Raw genomic sequence first — 16,067 nt, forward strand, 5'->3', positions numbered from 1 at the left:
GAGTAATAAATTGAGCTCTAATAGGGAATTGGCAATTGGTGTGTTTGATTCAGGTATGGGGGGATTAACGGTTTTAAGGGCGTTGCGTGATAAATTGCCCCGGGAGTCTTTTGTTTATTTAGGAGATACTGCCCGCCTCCCTTATGGGACAAAAAGTCCAGATACTGTAAAGCAATATGCTATGCAAATGGCAAAGGTTTTGGTTGAACGTCAAATTAAGGCCTTGGTTATTGCATGTAATACCGCAACGACAGCGGCATTGCCTCATTTACAGAGTATTTTAACGGATATCCCTGTTTTGGGAGTCGTGGCTCCTGGAGCAGCGGCTGCAGTCTCCGCGACCAAAAATCATCGCATTGCTGTTTTAGCAACAGAAACAACCATTGCTTCTAAAGCATACCATGATTTAATAATGAAGACCTTACCTCAAGCAGTGGTGAGCAGCAGGGCTTGCAGCGTTTTAGTGGCTTTAGCAGAAGAAGGGATGGTGAATAATTCTGTTGCTCGTGAGGCATTAAAGCATTATCTCGATGATTTTTCTGATGAAGATGCTGTTTTATTGGGATGTACTCATTTCCCTGTATTCAAGCCTCTCCTATCCACTTTGTTGCCTGAAGGTGTATCTATAGTAGATTCGGCTCAGGCTACCGCTGTTTCTCTTTATAATTTGTTGCAGGCGCAGAATTTATACAATGACAATTTGGCTGTTGCTCCTAAAGTCCATTATTTGGTTACAGATTCTATTAACCGATTTCAAAAAGTAGGAGAGATATTCTTAGGGGAGCAGTTGAATTTAAGTGACATTGAATTGATTGATGCCAAGGCTTGAGTTTCCTAAGACACTTGATCGCCCCATAGGGTTAAGTAAGACTTTGGGGTGAGGTCTATTCTTCTTTAGCTGGTCTACTCATCAGATTATTAACTGCTTGCTTGGCATTAATGGTACCATGTAAAAGCGCATTAATCTGCTCGCAAATTGGCATTTCTATGTTGTTTTTGTTGGCTATGGCGCAAATTTGTGCGGCATTGTGCTTCCCTTCAACGACTTGGCCGATTTGATGTTCGGCTTCTTGAATAGGTATATTGCGCCCTAGGAGCAATCCAAAGCGACGGTTACGCGATTGATCATCCGTGCAAGTTAATACCAGATCTCCTACACCAGCTAAACCTAGAAAAGTGTCTTGTTTGGCTCCCAAGCTAAGCCCCAAACGGCTCATTTCAGCAAGCCCTCGAGTAATAAGGGCGGCTTTGGCATTGGCGCCATACCCTAGACCGTCACTTATTCCACAGGCTATTGCCAAGATGTTTTTAACTGCTCCACATAATTGCACCCCAATTAAATCATCACTTAAATAAACACGAATGTTGTTGTGATGAAATAATTTATGTATGCTTTTTTGATAGCGTATATTGTTGCCAGCTAGGGTCAGTGCTGTCGGTAAAAAATGAGCGACTTCTTTTGCAAAGGAAGGTCCTGAAACGACAGCGACAGGAAATTTAGAACCAAATTGCTTTGCAACTAATTCACTTAATAAATGATGGCTTTGAGGATCAACGCCTTTAGTAAGCCAGGTAAGTCCCTGGATTGGTTTGGGAATTTTATTAATTAATTCCGAGAAGGCATGCGATGGTACAGCGATGATGACGTAATCTGCTGTTTGCACACATAGGTTTAAATCATCAGATGGAATCAAATTTTCTGGAAAAGAGATACCAGGAAGATAAGTAGGATTAGCATGTTGCTCCAACATTAGGTCAACATGCTGTGGATTATGGCTCCATAGTAAAGTTTTATGCCCTGCTTGGGCTAAATGAATTGCAACCGCAGTGCCCCAAGAACCTGCACCAAGAATAGCTATGTTTTTTTGTAACTGCTCATATCTTGGATCTTTGGCGACTTCCTGTGGCTTGACCTCAGGATCCATAAACTTATGAACATCGCTAGATCCTGAGGTCAAGCTGCTGGAAGTCGGGGGAGAGGGGATGGTTGCGTTTTTTTTATTCATTTTCTTAGTGAGGAATAGTCTCGTCTTTAGTTTCAGTAGCTTTTTTCTTTTCTTCCAATTGTTGCATATACAAAGCATCAAAATTAATTGGAGCAAGTACTAGTTGAGGGAAACTTCCGCGAATCACTTGAGAGGTAATTGCTTCACGTGCATAAGGAAAAAGAATATTTGGGCAAAAACTATTGAGTAAATGATCCAGTTGATTTGCAGGAGCACCTTGGATAGTGAAGATACCAGCTTGCTTTACCTCAACCAAAAACGCGGTAGTTTTTTGATTTATTACTGTTGCTGTCACTGTGAGAACCACTTCATAAACGTTTTTTTCTAGTTGCGTAGTAGACGTGTTGAGATCCAACTTAAGCTCTGGTTCCCATTGTTGTTGGAAAATAGCGGGGGTATTAGGGGTCTCATAAGACAAATCTTTGATATAGATTCTTTGAATCATGAATTGAGCTTCTTCATTTTGTTGGAGGTTTTGGGATTGTTCAGTCATTTATATTATTCCTATTTTTTTAAAAGTTGGTTTAATTTTCCCTGTGCTTCCAGGGCATATAAATCATCGCAGCCACCAATTGCTTGATCATTAATGAAAATCTGAGGGACGGTTCGCCGTCCACTTTTTTCTATCATTTCTTCCCGTAATTCGGTTGTAAATCAACCCGAATTTCCGTATAGGAACATTTTTTTTATCCAATAATTCTTTTGCCCTTATGCAATAAGGACAATAACCAGTAGTGTATAGGATAATTTCACTCATGGTTTTTATTTTCCTTTTACTAAAGGGAGATCAGCATTTTGCCAAGCCAGAATTCCTCCACCAAGAACTAGAGGTTGGTAGCCTTGATTGCGGATTTTCATAGCAACAGCAGGGGATTGTAAGCCTCGGGCACAGACCAGGACAATGAGTTTTTCTTTATATTGAGTCATTTTCTGTTGCTCAAAATCTTCAGTACTGGCATTAATTGAGTTAATGATGTGGCCATTTTTAAATGATTCTTTATCACGTAAATCAATCACGATGGCATTTTCGTTATTCATCAAATCGACTAAGGATTGAGGCGTCAATTCTTTCGCTTTTTTTCTTTTGGAAAAAATTTCATTGATAAAAATTAAAAATATAACGACAACAAAGGCAAGCCAAAGCTGCCAGTGGTTTACAATAAACTGACCAAATTGTTCCATAGTATACTCAAAATATTTTTGATTTGACGAATTATCCTAAGATTAGCGCTTTAACGCAAGTAAACCTGTTAAGTTCTGTGGTTTTCTATTCGTTCTTTGGATGAATTCTCTTTAATAGAACATAGACGGCTCCTAATCCTCCGTCTTTAGATAAAGCACTATGGAATGCTAATACCTGACTAAATTGAGGCAGCCAGCGGTTTATTAGATTTTTTATAACAGGAGGAGCTCCTTGATGACCTCCTTTACCATGAATGATAAGCAAACAACGTTTATTATTCAGGGATTGAGTTTGAATAAAATGTTGCAATGCCTGGCGAGCATCTTCAGATTTTAAACCATGTAAATCCAATTTTGCTTCCCAGGGAATTTGTCCATTTTTTAGAGCACGGAATCTCTTGGTGGGAATGCTTGAGTTAGCATAGGATAAAATGGTATTAGATTGTACTGTCTCCTTAATAAAATCAGATAAAAAATTCTCTTCTTTGAGCTTTGCGCTCCCAGGAGCAGAGTAAATTTTTTTGTGGAGGAGTGGTGTTGGGTCTGTTACTCGCTTTGTTTTTTCATTTAATGGCTTAACTGAGCGCATATGGTTACGAAACAGAGCCTTATCTTCATCGGATAGGAAATCATCGGTCATTTGTTAAAGGAATTGAAAACTTATATTTAATTATAACTTAATTTAGAGTATTTCTTTAGGTGAAAGTCAGTTATATCGTTGTGCATGGCAAAAAAATCTGTTGTGTACGAAGCATACATACACGACATGCTTTCTAATTTAGTGTACAATTTGTACTTTTTCTATAGCTAGGTCTAATGTACCCATGAGTAGTTATTTTATGAAAGAAACAGAGGAATTGGTTTCTATTCTGGATTTTTTACGATTCAGTCTGTCTTGTGCTGAAAACGCACAATTATATTATGGACATGGAACGGACAATGCTTGGGATGATATGCGTTCCCTAATATTAAGAAGTTTGTCTTTGCCCTATGATATAGATCCTCTTTTGTTAAATGCCCGTTTAACCGCTAATGAACGGAAGCATCTCTGTATTCAACTGGATAAACGAATTAATCAAAGAGTCCCTGTTCCTTATTTAATTAAAGAAGCTTATTTTTGTGATTTGCCTTTTTATGTAGATGAGCGTGTATTGATCCCTCGTTCGCCAATAGGGGAGCTGATCAATAATCAATTTTCACCATGGATAGAACCAGAACAAGTACATCATATCTTGGATTTATGTACTGGAAGCGGTTGTATAGCTATTGCTTGTTGTTATGCATTCCCTGAAGCTCAGGTTGATGCTGTGGATATTTCAAGTGAGGCACTTGCAGTGGCTGCTATAAATTGTGAACAACATGAAGTTGGGGAGCAATTGCAACTTATTGAGTCAGATTGTTTTGCAGCACTTCCCAATAAAAAATATGATTTGATAGTCAGTAATCCACCGTATGTTGGTAAAGAAGAGATGCAAACTTTACCCGATGAATATCGCCATGAACCGGTTCTGGCTTTGGAAACTGGTAATAATGGTCTAGCTATTGTTGAAAAAATTCTCAAGAGCGCTCATGATTATTTAAATGAACATGGGATCTTGGTTGTAGAAGTTGGTAATAGTGAAGAAGCTTTATGTGATGCTTATCCTTTGGTCCCCTTTACCTGGCTAGAAATGAGTAATGGTGGTCAAGGAGTATTTTTATTAACAAAACAACAATTAGAAGAATATTTTAATTCAAAATAATCCAGTTCGATATGAGCAATACCTCCGATTTTGCTTATATCGAACTCACATGAAATAAGCGAGCAATACATGTCGGGGAATACCTTTGGAACGTTATTTACTGTAACAACCTTTGGTGAAAGCCATGGTCCAGCTATTGGATGTATAGTGGATGGTTGCCCACCAGGAATGCCCTTAAATGAAAGGGATATTCAGCCTTTCTTAGACAAACGTAAACCAGGCCAATCCAAATTCACCACACAAAGACGAGAAGAAGATAAAGTACAAATTTTATCAGGGGTTTTTGAAGGAAAGACAACAGGGGCTCCTATTGCTTTATTGATCCACAATACGGATCAACGTTCCAAAGATTATGAAGAAATTAAAAACTTGTTCCGCCCAGGACATGCTGATTTTACCTATTATCATAAATATGGGCACAGAGATTACAGGGGAGGGGGGCGATCTTCTGCCCGTGAGACAGCAGCTCGAGTAGCAGCTGGAGCAATAGCCAGATTGTACTTACAGCGTTATATAAAAATAGATATTTTGGGTTATTTGCAACAAATGGGTGATTTAAAGTTGCAATTTGAAAAGGAAGAGGAAATCAATAAAAATCCATTTTTTTGCCCTAATAATAAGCAAATTCAGGAATTGGCCGATTATATAGAGAGTTTAAGACGTCAGGGAGATTCTGTTGGGGCTCGAGTGAAAGTAATAGCGCGTGGGGTGCCGATAGGATTGGGCGATCCAGTATTTGATAAGCTGGATGCTACCTTGGCTTATGCTATGATGTCGATTAATGCTGTGAAAGGGGTTGAAATAGGGTCTGGTTTTAATGCTGTTGAGCAGCTAGGCAGTGTGCATAGGGACCAATTAACGCGTGAAGGGTTTTTGAGTAATAACGCAGGTGGTATTTTGGGCGGTATAGCTACGGGGCAACCCATTGAGGTGAGTATTGCCTTAAAGCCAACTTCAAGTATTACGACCCCTGGCCAAACAATTAATACTCAGGGGGAGGCGGTGACAGTGGTAACAAAGGGAAGGCATGATCCTTGTGTAGGGATAAGGCTGTGCCAATAGCTGAAGCCATGATGGCTTTGGTGTTAATGGATCATTATTTGCGACACAAGGCGCAATGTTACTAAATGAAAATTAGAGATTTTATTAGGAGCTGCAGGCATTTCGTTTTCTGATCCTGCTCCTTAAGCAGGCGGCTTCTCCGCCTGATAATATAGCCCGTGTTATGCTTTTCGCTAATACGGTAATACTTTATTAATTCATGATCATTACATGATGAGGTCATAATGAGCAGACATTTAAATATAGCTATTGTAGGCGCCACGGGCGCTGTTGGGGAAACTTTTTTAACTGTTTTGGAAGAAAGGAATTTTCCAATCAAATCTCTCTACCCATTAGCCAGTTCTCGGTCAGTAGGCAAGACGGTGACTTTTAGAGAGGAAGAATTGGATGTTCTGGATTTGGCAGATTTTGATTTTAGTAAAGTTGATCTCGCTTTATTTTCTGCTGGGGGGGCTGTTTCAAAGGAGTATGCTCCGAAAGCGGTAGCTGCTGGATGTGTCGTAGTGGATAATACCTCTTGTTTTCGGTATGAGAATGATATTCCTCTCGTGGTGCCAGAAGTTAATCCCCATCGCATCTCTGAATATACCAAAAGAGGCATAATTGCTAACCCAAATTGCTCTACTATTCAGATGGTGGTGGCTTTAAAGCCTTTGTATGATGCAGCAGGCATTAATCGCATTAATGTGGCTACTTATCAGTCTGTTTCTGGAACAGGAAAAAAAGCTATAAGTGAGCTTGTTTCCCAAGTAGGAGAACTTTTGAATGGAAGGCCAGCTCGTGCTCAAGTTTACCCTCAACAAATTGCATTTAATGCTATTCCACACATCGATCAATTTGAAGACAATGGATATACCCGCGAAGAAATGAAGATGGTTTGGGAAACTCGTAAAATTATGGAAGATGAGAGCATAATGGTTAATCCTACCGCAGTCAGAGTCCCTGTGATTTATGGACATTCCGAGGCTATTCATGTGGAGTTGAAAAAGCCTCTGACTGCTGATGAAGCCCGTGCTCTACTTGCAAAAGCACCAGGTGTTACTGTGGTGGATAACATTTCCAAAGCAAGTTATCCCACAGCGATCAAGAATGCAGTAGGTCATGATGATGTTTTTGTAGGGCGCATAAGGCAGGATATTTCCCATCCTTGCGGTTTAAATTTATGGGTAGTTGCTGATAATATTCGCAAAGGAGCAGCCAGTAATGCCGTGCAAATCGCTGAAATACTTCAAAGAGAATTTTTGTAATAATTAATCAATGCGATAGACCGCGCTCATAAATGCATAAGTTGTCCACATTGTTTTTTTAGGTGTATACTCAAAATATGAGCACTACAAAACACAGAGATTCAGGCACAGACTTGCCAACACGCTTGCCCACCGGTAAACGTGACACGTCCTTTTTAGTTGCTGAAACGAAATCCATGGAAAGGAAGAGACGTTTGGCAGAGCAGCAAGGCGAGAGGCGATTTGCGTCGGTTAAGGCACGTGAACATCCTGAGGAAGAAATCCGAGTGGCCCCAGAAGGTGAGTTACAAAATAATATATTGCAGCATCCTGAATTGGATAGCCAACGGTTTGATGGCATAGATCCTAATTTAAATCCTGAGCCGCCTCTCAATACGGAAGCAAGGCGAGAGTTTGATAATGAAAGAAGAGAACAGGATAAAGAAAAACAATTGCGTTTGGGGAACATGCCAAAATTTACCACAGCACCTACCCCTCGAGGGCCCTAAATGAGTATCGCGAACGACATTATCAGACATAGGATGCCTGATTTCGATGCGTATTTGCGCGAGGGGGAATCTTTAGATGATATTGATGAATATGGTTTTACTCCTCTAATAGAATGTGCAATCACTCGCCAAATTAAAATTGCAGAGCAATTAATTGCACGAAAAGTCGATATTAATAAACCAGACGTTACAGGACGAACCCCTCTCCATTGGGCAGTAGATAATAATGATTTAGAAATGACCAGGCTCTTGTTAACATATGGAGCTGATCCTAATGCTTATACCCGTAATGGCCTTAGTGTCCTGGTTTATCCAGTTTTGCGTGGACAAGATGCAATAAAACAATTGTTATATCATCATGGTGCTAAACTGGATTTTGCCATGGATTTTATTAATGCCAAATTGATTGGACATCGATTTGAGTTGCAGGGCGACGTAGATATAGTCAATTCCATAGGTGAGTTTATTGAGTTGGATTATGAAGGATTTATTTTGGAATTTACTGTTGCAGTAGTAAAAGATTCTTTGCGTAGGTTCATCAGTAGCTTTTCTACCCGACATTTAAGAGAGCATTTCCCATTGATTCATAATATTATGGATGCTTTTGCTAATGCGGCTGAATTATTGCAATACCAACATCATCCACGACTGAATGAGCAGCACTTTAAGCGCTTTGAGGATTTGTTAAAAGACCATATGTTGATTCTTCCAGCGGCAAGCCGAGGCCATGCTTTATGTTTTGTACGCTATCATCAATGGTGGGCAAAAATTGATAGAGGGGAGAATAGTTTGAAAGAGGGAAGTGTCAATATTTATAGGATAACCAGACCTGAGGCATTGAGTGTTCGTTTTATTCAAGATTTTTTATATAAAAAACAAAACAGGCGCTATTTTCATCATGTTATTAATCAACAGCTGGGATTGCTTCCTTTTGCACAAATTCCAATTAGTTCGCAAATAAGTGGAAATTGTTCCTGGGCTAATGTGCAAGCCGTAGTGCCGGTTGCGTATGTGATGCAGGAATTAACCAGTGTAGAGAATTTTAATCCAGATGTTGCTCTAGGATTATATAATGAATGGATAGAATGGGATAAAGACAGAGCTCTTGATGAATGCCTTCAACGGTTTTATTTGGCCAGCCCTGAGCGTAAGGCGAGTATCGCTGCGATATTGGGTGGGGTTTTATTTCAATCCTGTGATCATGGAAACAGGCATCATTTAGAAAGAGCAGAGAAAATTCTTACTATTTTGACTATAGAAGATTATTCCTATATTTTGAATAGTTATTTGGAAGAATATTGTATTAAGCGCTTAACTCGCAAAGGGAATAATTTATTGAAAATTCTGGATGATTGCGGAATTAATCCCAACATAGGAGTGAATCCTATTGCTACTGGTTTATAAGTAGCTGCTTATGCATAACTTAACGGATTACTTTCGCGTGGCTGCTCCTCAGCAAATTCCTTAAATTTTTTAATTTCCTGGGCGAGAGTTTCCATTCCTTTCGTAAATAAGGAGTAATCAGAATATTTTTCGGCTAAATTAGTGTGCGCAAAATCGATGATCTCCTCTCCTTTTTGCGATAGGCGTTGATATATTGTTTTTTCCTTTATTACTCCCTTTTGATCTACAGTACTTGCGGCTTTTATAAAGAGGGACAGAGAATGAATCATGCGCGCGTAACGCACAGGGTAATCATTCCAACCATGTTTTTTTAGGGCTTCTAGATAGAGAGTAATACACTCCAGATAAGCAGATACAAATTCATCATCCTCTAATAAAGTTTGCGCCTCTCTTAGATTAATGGAAGCATCATAATTTCTTTTAGGCCAGTTCCATTCTAATGGTACATGCATGGGAAAAGCCCACCAATCGTAGTGATAGGTTGTCTTAAAAAATTCATCCGGTTTTTTCTTAAATAAATTTTCAAGGGTATGAATCATAACCTGTTTCAGTATACCTAAACGATTTTCTTGATTTAATTCAACAAGCTTTATTTTGTGGCCTGGCGTAAGGTCAGTTTTTTTTAAGGACAGTTCAGTAAATAGTTTAATCGCTTCCTTTCTTCTACCTTCTGCGAGATAGCTAACAATTTGCTTTTTATCTTTGGCATGAAGCTTAATGATATCTTTTTTACCATGCATGATCATGACTCCTTTCCTGTATACCCAATATACAACTGGTGTTTGAATTTTTAAAGAGGGATTTTAAATACTCATTTTGCATGTGTTTCTGATGAATGACCGCACTATTTAATTTAACGAAAGCAAATTAGACCAGAGTCCGGTTGTTTTGGTCTTTCTGGATATTGTTTTAATAGAAACTCATCCACTAAATCTTTGAATTCTTCTTGAAGTAAGACCGTTAATTCTTCAGGGTTGTTTAGAACTTCCTTTAATTGCCAATAGAGGACAGGGGAGGTGCTTTTGTAGATTGCCTTGTATGTAAGGTCATCTTCAATTCCTGGTGTAATAATTTCAATTCGTGAGTAGACGTCATCTATTAACCGGACTGTTATATGATGGGGAAATTTTGTTTTAAAAAAATCAACTGACAATCTGGCATTGTTATGGAATGGGGAGTAAGGAGTGATTAAGTCCCTGTGATTCGAAGGAAGTATTTCTGGATTCGCCTGTGCTTTCACGGGGCTTAAATCATGTACGGTAATTCTTAAATCAGAATTTTTTGCGAGCAGATCTGAAATATTTCTGTTGAATTCATCCAGTTCGCTATCATTGGGCCATTGACTGTTAGATATTTGTTCAATTATCTTCTGAATTCTATATTCGGAATGAGTAGCTCTTCTTTTTGTGCTCCTTATCCACTCATCAACTGGACATCTCTCGGAATAAAAATCAGTAAAAGACCATGGAAGTAGTTGTTGTAATAGATGCGCATCGGCTGGTAGAGTGTTGATAGTAATAATAGGAACTAATTTTTTTTCATTGGCATTTATACAATAGATGACACAAGAATTTCCTTCGATACTCTGTTTATATAGTGACAAGATTTGTCCATATTTAATGGCTAGAGGTTTTTTGCCCCCTATGATATCCAGAAAGGAATGATTACTGCTGTCAAAACCAAAATAAAAATCTTCTCCTGTATAGAGGTCATCTCTTTTAGCAAGTTCCTTTTCATTATTGAAAAATTTTAATGGGGAGGAAGGATGAGAGCCTAGCGAACTAATTGATATCATAAGAACTCCTGTATTTATAACCTGGTAACAGCAAGCTCAAGCTTCTCTTTTTTCCGACGCCCCAGGGATATGTCGTGGGCATCGAGACACGGAAGTGGGCTATTTTACGTAACCTCTGTTTAAATTTTTTAGCTTTGACCTTGCCAAGATGATAGGCCTAGATGCTTTTAACAAGTGGGGATGCAATAGTGATTTCATCTTCCGTTTTTTCTGCTATCGGCGTATGGTAAAACAATCTAATTGCCTCTTTGGCTTGCTCAGAATTTGCTATTTTTTCAACTTCTATAAAACTTTTTGCAGCATTTTCTGAGACTACTTTATTGCTCTTGTTCACCGAGTTTGTAAAAGATATTCTGTGTGAGGCAAGAGCTATTCGCACTTTATTGCAAGTTGAGCTGCTTTCATTGGAAAAAATATGAATTCTCTCAATCAATGGTACTTTTGCTACAGCCGATTTAATTCGAGTGGCTTTACTCCTATTACCGATGCTAAAAAAGCTCTCAGAATTTTTCTCGAGTCGCTCTACTTGCTGTTTAATGGCTCTCATTTCAGGAGAGTTTACGGATTTGTCAATCTGTTTTAATTGCTGTAAGATCATAGCCATTAGGACAAAATCAGCTTCTCCTTTTTCTACCATTTCTCGCACGGCTTTACAATAATCTTGAGTTGCCGTATCCTTTTTACCGAAACCAGCTTTTTCAATTTGTCCGATTAGTTTTTCGCATTCCTCTTTAATATTGCCAAGATTCTCATTCTTTAAGGAATGCTTATCTTTTAGGTATTGTTCCGCTTTTTCTGTTTGATTAAACTCTATTAACAGTCGATAGTTATTACCAGCCTCCCAACCACGAGTTCCAACGATCGTTAATATATTGAAGAGGTGTTTAATTCCTAGTTGATTATAAATCTCAATTAATTTATCTAATTTGAGCATTTGATTATTGGTAAACATTTGCGCATAAGGATGTATTAGTATAGGGTTTTTATCTAATATCTCCTTAAATTTTAAAATGAGAGCTGTATTTTTATTCCCTCGTGATGCATTGTTTAAAAATACCTCGGGTATTTTTTGTTGTATTAGTTGAGAAAACTCTAATGGTAATTCAATTTGGTGTTGAAGCACTTGAGCGCGATTCATTACATTAATAATGATTTCTATACGTTTTTTTTGAGCAGCTATTTGTGCTTCGCTTGGGAGATCTGCAAAAGAATCCAATTGGTTAGCCAGAGATTGTAATTCCTTAAATTCAATATTTTCAGTTAACCACAATTCTTTTAATGACTCTTTTAATTCAGCATGGTTATTTTTCATGGCAAATTGGATGGATTTTTCTAACAATGCCAAGGAAGGCTTAAAATCGCTACGGTCTAAAATTTCTTTTATCAGAGTTTGATGACCAAGTGCTACAGTTCGCAAGAAAAATTTCTCTTTTGGTTTCTGATCTGGCTTAGAAAAAATTTTCCGCATTAGTTTTTTTTCGCGTCTGATATTACCAATAACATCCATTTGCTCTACTATGGAAGAGATGGCAGTTTGTATTTGTTTTTCTGTTATTTCAGTTTTCCCCAATTTCCCCTGCCTTAATTGATTTATATTTTGTAATTGAGGTAACCCTAATTGAAATAAATCTCTTAATAAATTGAGCTGGTATCTAATGTTTTTAGGTTCTTTAATCTCATGACCACGTTCATTCTTTTTGATTACGGCTTCGCCTTTTCTAATCACAAAGAGTCCATTTTTATCAAGTTCATATACCGGGAATAGTTCTCTGTCGTACGGAAAATTATTGTTTTTTAATAAATGATACGCATCCTCCAAATCGGCTTTAATCATAGCTTCACTATAATGATAAGGTGATTTGTTCTCACTGATGATGAGAAGAGGGAGATCATAGTGATATTGCTTTTTTATTTGCAGAGCATGAAAAGCAAGGTTTAATCGATCAAATAATGTGTCTTTACAAGCATAAAGCGCACGGACAGCACTTTTTGTATTACATGCCAATATTTCATTATGCTCTTCTGCATCGGAAGACTTTTTCTGCAGTTCAATTAATTCACGAAGGGATATGGCGTATTTAGGATGTTTTCTTTTTTCTTCTTGGGCTAGTCTCTCTTCTAAGCAGGAGTATATTGCCTGGATTTTTTGTTGAACGAGTGTGTCATCTTGCACTTGTTCAAGATACTCCTTACACTCTTGACGAAGCAACAGCTTAAAATCTTGGATTGTTGCATCAGAGGGGAGATAATGTTTATTATTCAGGCGGGAAAGAATTTTTGCTGCTCTATTTTCCAGAAAGGGGATCAGCAAATCGGGTGTTGAAGGTTTTTTTATCTTGTTTTTATTGTAAAAAATGGCTCCTGTTGAGGAGCGTTTTGGTTTTTCTACATCATCATTTTGGGCATTAAGCAAATTATAAAGCTGTTTTCCATAGACTGAAGCATCTCTTATCCAAAACTTGGTACAGCTTGACATATTTTGGCCCAAACGTAACGTTCATCTTTTAAATCAACCTGTTCAATATTGGAGATAATACCAATGGGGAAATAATTGTTTCTTTTATGTTTGTAGCCTGGATAAGGTTTTATTTTGCCATGAGGAGGCAGCAAAGTATGAGCGAGTTTTTTGGTATAAATGGTATTTCTTTGTGTTTTGGATGATGGGACAAATCTAACGGTCAAGCCATCAGCGACTTTGTCTGAAAATGGGGTTGGTTCTGTTATAGGTTCTTGAAAACGCAGCTCCGGTAAAGGTTCTGTAATTAATTGTCTTGTGTAAGAAATTCCATTTCTAGGATCAGAATATTTCAAATACTCAATAGGAAAATTTTCCAATTCTTTTATGAGATGAGTATACCGTTCATGGATGGGGTCTTCCAGAGCCTTTAAAAGATAATCGTAATCAGGAAAATCTTCTCCACTTAAAGGGGTTGTAGAAACCAAGCGGGCTAGTGCTTTATTATGGGTTATTAAATTAAGTGCCTCAAGCAAACCATCCTCATCAATTAAAGATTCTTCTCGGCTTGCTGTTTTAGGTATAGTGACTTGTTTAAATTCTACTAGTCTGTTTTTGACTAATTGTTGGTAATTTTTTCTGTTGACCTCAATAGCAAATTGTCCTTTATTGACAGTAACAACGTTTGGTGTGATCCCAAGCAGGATGCTATAGGTTTCTTTAAAATAGTCCGCTTGTTGGATGTCATCAAAAAAGATTGTGGCTATATTTTTGGCCCTATCGTGCTTTACTCTGGAAATGATGGGTAGAGTAGTCTGGGTAACACCAGGTACTGGGGTTATGGTTTGCAACGCGTTAATCAAACTCATAGCACTCATGAAGTGATCCACTTTATGTGGATTACCTGTTTCACTATGTTGGAATGCAAACATTTTTTTGCTGGGGTTTAATTTGCTGGCAGCAGTAAAGTACTTTACAATTTCTTTCAGAAGTAACAGAGAGCGATAAGCGTCGAGAAGTTGTGCTTCATTATGGTTGCGCTGAGTCCAAAATAAATCAATTTCTTTAGTTGCATCGCGTGCTTCTTTCAAAAGCTTAGTACGATTTTCTGAAGAGATAGGTGGTTTAAATCGTAAGTTAATGTTTTTTAAATCATTTAATATCGTTTCTTTTTGCGCTTCAAATGTCTCTTGCGAGATCAACCCAAACATGGAGTTTTGTCCTGTTAAGTCCAAGGCATCAAAACTGCATCGTATTAATTTAAATACGGACGTTAGTTTTTCAAGATCAAGGCTATTAAGGGTTTTATAGAGGCCGGATTGGCTTAAATAAGAGTTTAGAATACCAATGCTTTTGGCTCCGCCTTCTTTTTCAGGGTAAAGAGGATAACAACGGGTTAACTCTAGGCCATGGGCTTTGTTCATCATATTGAGTTTGGCGTCAGCCAATTCACGAATTGAGCCTGCAGGAAATAATAGTTCAATGGTGTAGATTTTTTTGGTGATCAAGGTCAGTGCTTCTTCACGAGTGATTTCCCGTTTTTTGTTATGCTCCTTTTCAATTACATAATCTATAAAAATTTCAGAGGGAGTAGCTCGTCTGTCTAAATAATCTTGGATATCAGAATACCCCATTAGTTCCACAATAATGGCATCTCGATAGAGCCGCTCTAAATCCCCTCCATAGAGTTCCTTGGCATTGGTTCTGCAATATTTAAGATACTCTTTGCCAGAGGTTACTCTGAAACTTTCATATGTTGCTCGTCCCAATACATTAGGGCCTGTATCATTAAATCCTGTTTCATCACGGCGACCAACAACGCTGAATAACATCATGAGCTGTAATTTTTCAAGCTCAGGATCAGTTAATGATTTGAATTCCGATTTATACGCTTGTTTAAATGCATGTATCGCAGTAATTAAATAGGCAGTTCTAACCGAATGGGTCAGGCCGTGATTTGGACGGTAGACAATATGTTTTATTTGAGAACCATAGGCTTTTTCAAAACGTTCTTGATTTAAAGAAGAGTGGCTTCGTGCTACAAGTTTATCGTATAATTGCTTGGCTTTTTGTTTGTCTGAGTCAAAGGCAATTAATTTTTCCCGTAATTCTTTTAGTTCTTTATTTTTTTGCTCTATTACTAGAGGCTCAAGCTCTTTTTTAAGAGCATCGGTGAGTTGATCGATTTTATCTACCAGATCAACGCGTTCTTTTTCAAATTCTGAATCCGCAGCATAAAATTTATGTACTCGCGTAATATCCGTTGGGTCAACCACTTTACCATCAAGAGTGATGTCAACGAATTTCCTGGCCACATCACCACTTAAGTGAATCAATTTGCCATTTTCAAGTTGAATCATTGCTAATTGATTAAACCAACGACCAACCATTGGAGTTATGGAGTATGGTTTTGAAAAATAGTTTTCGCTGACGTATTCAACAGCTTTGAGGAAGCGATTTCGATTAATAAATGTTTTCATAGAGATACTCATTTAGGGCAGAGCCCTTGTTTTTATTCACTATGGCATTAAAAGATTAGTTTGCTCACCAATAACAAAATAGGGTCAGGGCCTACCCATGAATGAACACTTAAATTGAATTTAATAAATTCAATTTAATGCTATTTTCTATGTTCCGCGACTTGTTTGCGGGATCCGGAACTGAGCAATATCGCTAGATTCCGTGT

The 16,067-nt window shown here is 38.0% G+C and carries 12 protein-coding genes and 3 pseudogenes; 6 read left to right on the forward strand and 9 right to left on the reverse strand.

Features of this window, described 5'->3' with window-relative positions:
* Window positions 1–10: 10 nt before the first annotated feature.
* A complete protein-coding gene (murI, locus tag OK13_RS06060) occupies window positions 11–829 on the forward strand; it encodes a glutamate racemase (protein WP_035888890.1) in 819 nt (272 codons plus the stop codon).
* Between the two features lie 55 nt (window positions 830–884).
* Here murI and OK13_RS06065 read toward each other — a convergent pair whose 3' ends face one another.
* From OK13_RS06065 to OK13_RS06085, 5 genes and pseudogenes are all read right to left on the reverse strand, one after another.
* On the reverse strand, window positions 885–1,925 hold the full coding sequence (locus OK13_RS06065; protein WP_052117594.1) for an NAD(P)H-dependent glycerol-3-phosphate dehydrogenase: 1,041 nt from the start codon (window positions 1,923–1,925) through the stop codon (window positions 885–887).
* A gap of 85 nt (window positions 1,926–2,010) precedes the next feature.
* Window positions 2,011–2,499, reverse strand: a complete 489-nt coding sequence (secB, locus tag OK13_RS06070) for a protein-export chaperone SecB (RefSeq protein ID WP_035888892.1) — start codon at window positions 2,497–2,499, stop codon at window positions 2,011–2,013.
* A gap of 11 nt (window positions 2,500–2,510) precedes the next feature.
* A pseudogene (gene grxC / locus OK13_RS06075) lies at window positions 2,511–2,763 on the reverse strand (glutaredoxin 3).
* 5 nt (window positions 2,764–2,768) lie between these two features.
* A complete protein-coding gene (locus OK13_RS06080; RefSeq protein WP_035888895.1) occupies window positions 2,769–3,188 on the reverse strand; it encodes a rhodanese-like domain-containing protein in 420 nt (139 codons plus the stop codon).
* Window positions 3,189–3,273: 85 nt separating this feature from the next.
* Window positions 3,274–3,828 (reverse strand): Smr/MutS family protein, encoded by a 555-nt coding sequence (locus tag OK13_RS06085; RefSeq protein WP_035888897.1) that lies wholly within the window; start codon window positions 3,826–3,828, stop codon window positions 3,274–3,276.
* Between the two features lie 184 nt (window positions 3,829–4,012).
* Between OK13_RS06085 and prmB the strand changes: the two genes are divergently transcribed.
* From prmB to ankH, 5 genes and pseudogenes are all read left to right on the forward strand, one after another.
* Window positions 4,013–4,930 (forward strand): 50S ribosomal protein L3 N(5)-glutamine methyltransferase, encoded by a 918-nt coding sequence (gene prmB, locus OK13_RS06090; protein ID WP_035888898.1) that lies wholly within the window; start codon window positions 4,013–4,015, stop codon window positions 4,928–4,930.
* Between the two features lie 69 nt (window positions 4,931–4,999).
* Window positions 5,000–6,057: pseudogene (aroC, locus tag OK13_RS06095) on the forward strand (chorismate synthase).
* A gap of 159 nt (window positions 6,058–6,216) precedes the next feature.
* Complete coding sequence (locus OK13_RS06100) at window positions 6,217–7,239, forward strand: aspartate-semialdehyde dehydrogenase (protein ID WP_035888899.1); 1,023 nt, start codon at window positions 6,217–6,219, stop codon at window positions 7,237–7,239.
* A gap of 110 nt (window positions 7,240–7,349) precedes the next feature.
* Window positions 7,350–7,727, forward strand: a pseudogene (locus tag OK13_RS06105) (Smr/MutS family protein); the annotation flags it as partial.
* Window positions 7,728–9,131, forward strand: a complete 1,404-nt coding sequence (gene ankH / locus OK13_RS06110) for a Dot/Icm T4SS effector AnkH/LegA3 (protein ID WP_035888901.1) — start codon at window positions 7,728–7,730, stop codon at window positions 9,129–9,131.
* Between the two features lie 8 nt (window positions 9,132–9,139).
* Here ankH and OK13_RS06115 read toward each other — a convergent pair whose 3' ends face one another.
* From OK13_RS06115 to OK13_RS13900, 4 genes are all read right to left on the reverse strand, one after another.
* Window positions 9,140–9,871, reverse strand: a complete 732-nt coding sequence (locus OK13_RS06115) for a hypothetical protein (protein WP_052117589.1) — start codon at window positions 9,869–9,871, stop codon at window positions 9,140–9,142.
* 113 nt (window positions 9,872–9,984) lie between these two features.
* Entirely contained in the window at window positions 9,985–10,926 is a 942-nt protein-coding gene (locus OK13_RS06120; RefSeq protein WP_035888902.1) for a hypothetical protein, read from the reverse strand.
* Between the two features lie 157 nt (window positions 10,927–11,083).
* Window positions 11,084–13,402: a hypothetical protein gene (locus OK13_RS13895; protein WP_052117590.1), complete on the reverse strand. Its 2,319-nt coding sequence runs from the start codon at window positions 13,400–13,402 to the stop codon at window positions 11,084–11,086.
* Window positions 13,375–15,861, reverse strand: coding sequence for a SidE phosphodiesterase domain-containing protein (locus OK13_RS13900; RefSeq protein ID WP_052117591.1), 2,487 nt, complete (start codon window positions 15,859–15,861; stop codon window positions 13,375–13,377). The genes OK13_RS13895 and OK13_RS13900 overlap by 28 nt, the downstream gene beginning before the upstream one ends.
* Between the last annotated feature and the right edge of the window lie 206 nt (window positions 15,862–16,067).

This window comes from Legionella norrlandica, assembly GCF_000770585.1.
GTDB classification, from domain to species: Bacteria; Pseudomonadota; Gammaproteobacteria; order Legionellales; family Legionellaceae; genus Legionella; species Legionella norrlandica.

Bases quoted from the DNA above. Each gene is read 5' to 3' on its own strand.
- OK13_RS06115 (WP_052117589.1), bottom strand. From the start codon at position 9,871: ATGCATGGTAAAAAAGATATCATTAAGCTTCATGCCAAAGATAAAAAG.
- OK13_RS06100 (WP_035888899.1), top strand. From the start codon at position 6,217: ATGAGCAGACATTTAAATATAGCTATTGTAGGCGCCACGGGCGCTGTT.
- OK13_RS13900 (WP_052117591.1), bottom strand. From the start codon at position 15,861: ATGAAAACATTTATTAATCGAAATCGCTTCCTCAAAGCTGTTGAATAC.
- secB (WP_035888892.1), bottom strand. From the start codon at position 2,499: ATGACTGAACAATCCCAAAACCTCCAACAAAATGAAGAAGCTCAATTC.
- OK13_RS06085 (WP_035888897.1), bottom strand. From the start codon at position 3,828: ATGACCGATGATTTCCTATCCGATGAAGATAAGGCTCTGTTTCGTAAC.
- OK13_RS06080 (WP_035888895.1), bottom strand. From the start codon at position 3,188: ATGGAACAATTTGGTCAGTTTATTGTAAACCACTGGCAGCTTTGGCTT.
- OK13_RS06065 (WP_052117594.1), bottom strand. From the start codon at position 1,925: ATGGATCCTGAGGTCAAGCCACAGGAAGTCGCCAAAGATCCAAGATAT.
- OK13_RS06120 (WP_035888902.1), bottom strand. From the start codon at position 10,926: ATGATATCAATTAGTTCGCTAGGCTCTCATCCTTCCTCCCCATTAAAA.
- OK13_RS13895 (WP_052117590.1), bottom strand. From the start codon at position 13,402: ATGTCAAGCTGTACCAAGTTTTGGATAAGAGATGCTTCAGTCTATGGA.
- ankH (WP_035888901.1), top strand. From the start codon at position 7,728: ATGAGTATCGCGAACGACATTATCAGACATAGGATGCCTGATTTCGAT.
- prmB (WP_035888898.1), top strand. From the start codon at position 4,013: ATGAGTAGTTATTTTATGAAAGAAACAGAGGAATTGGTTTCTATTCTG.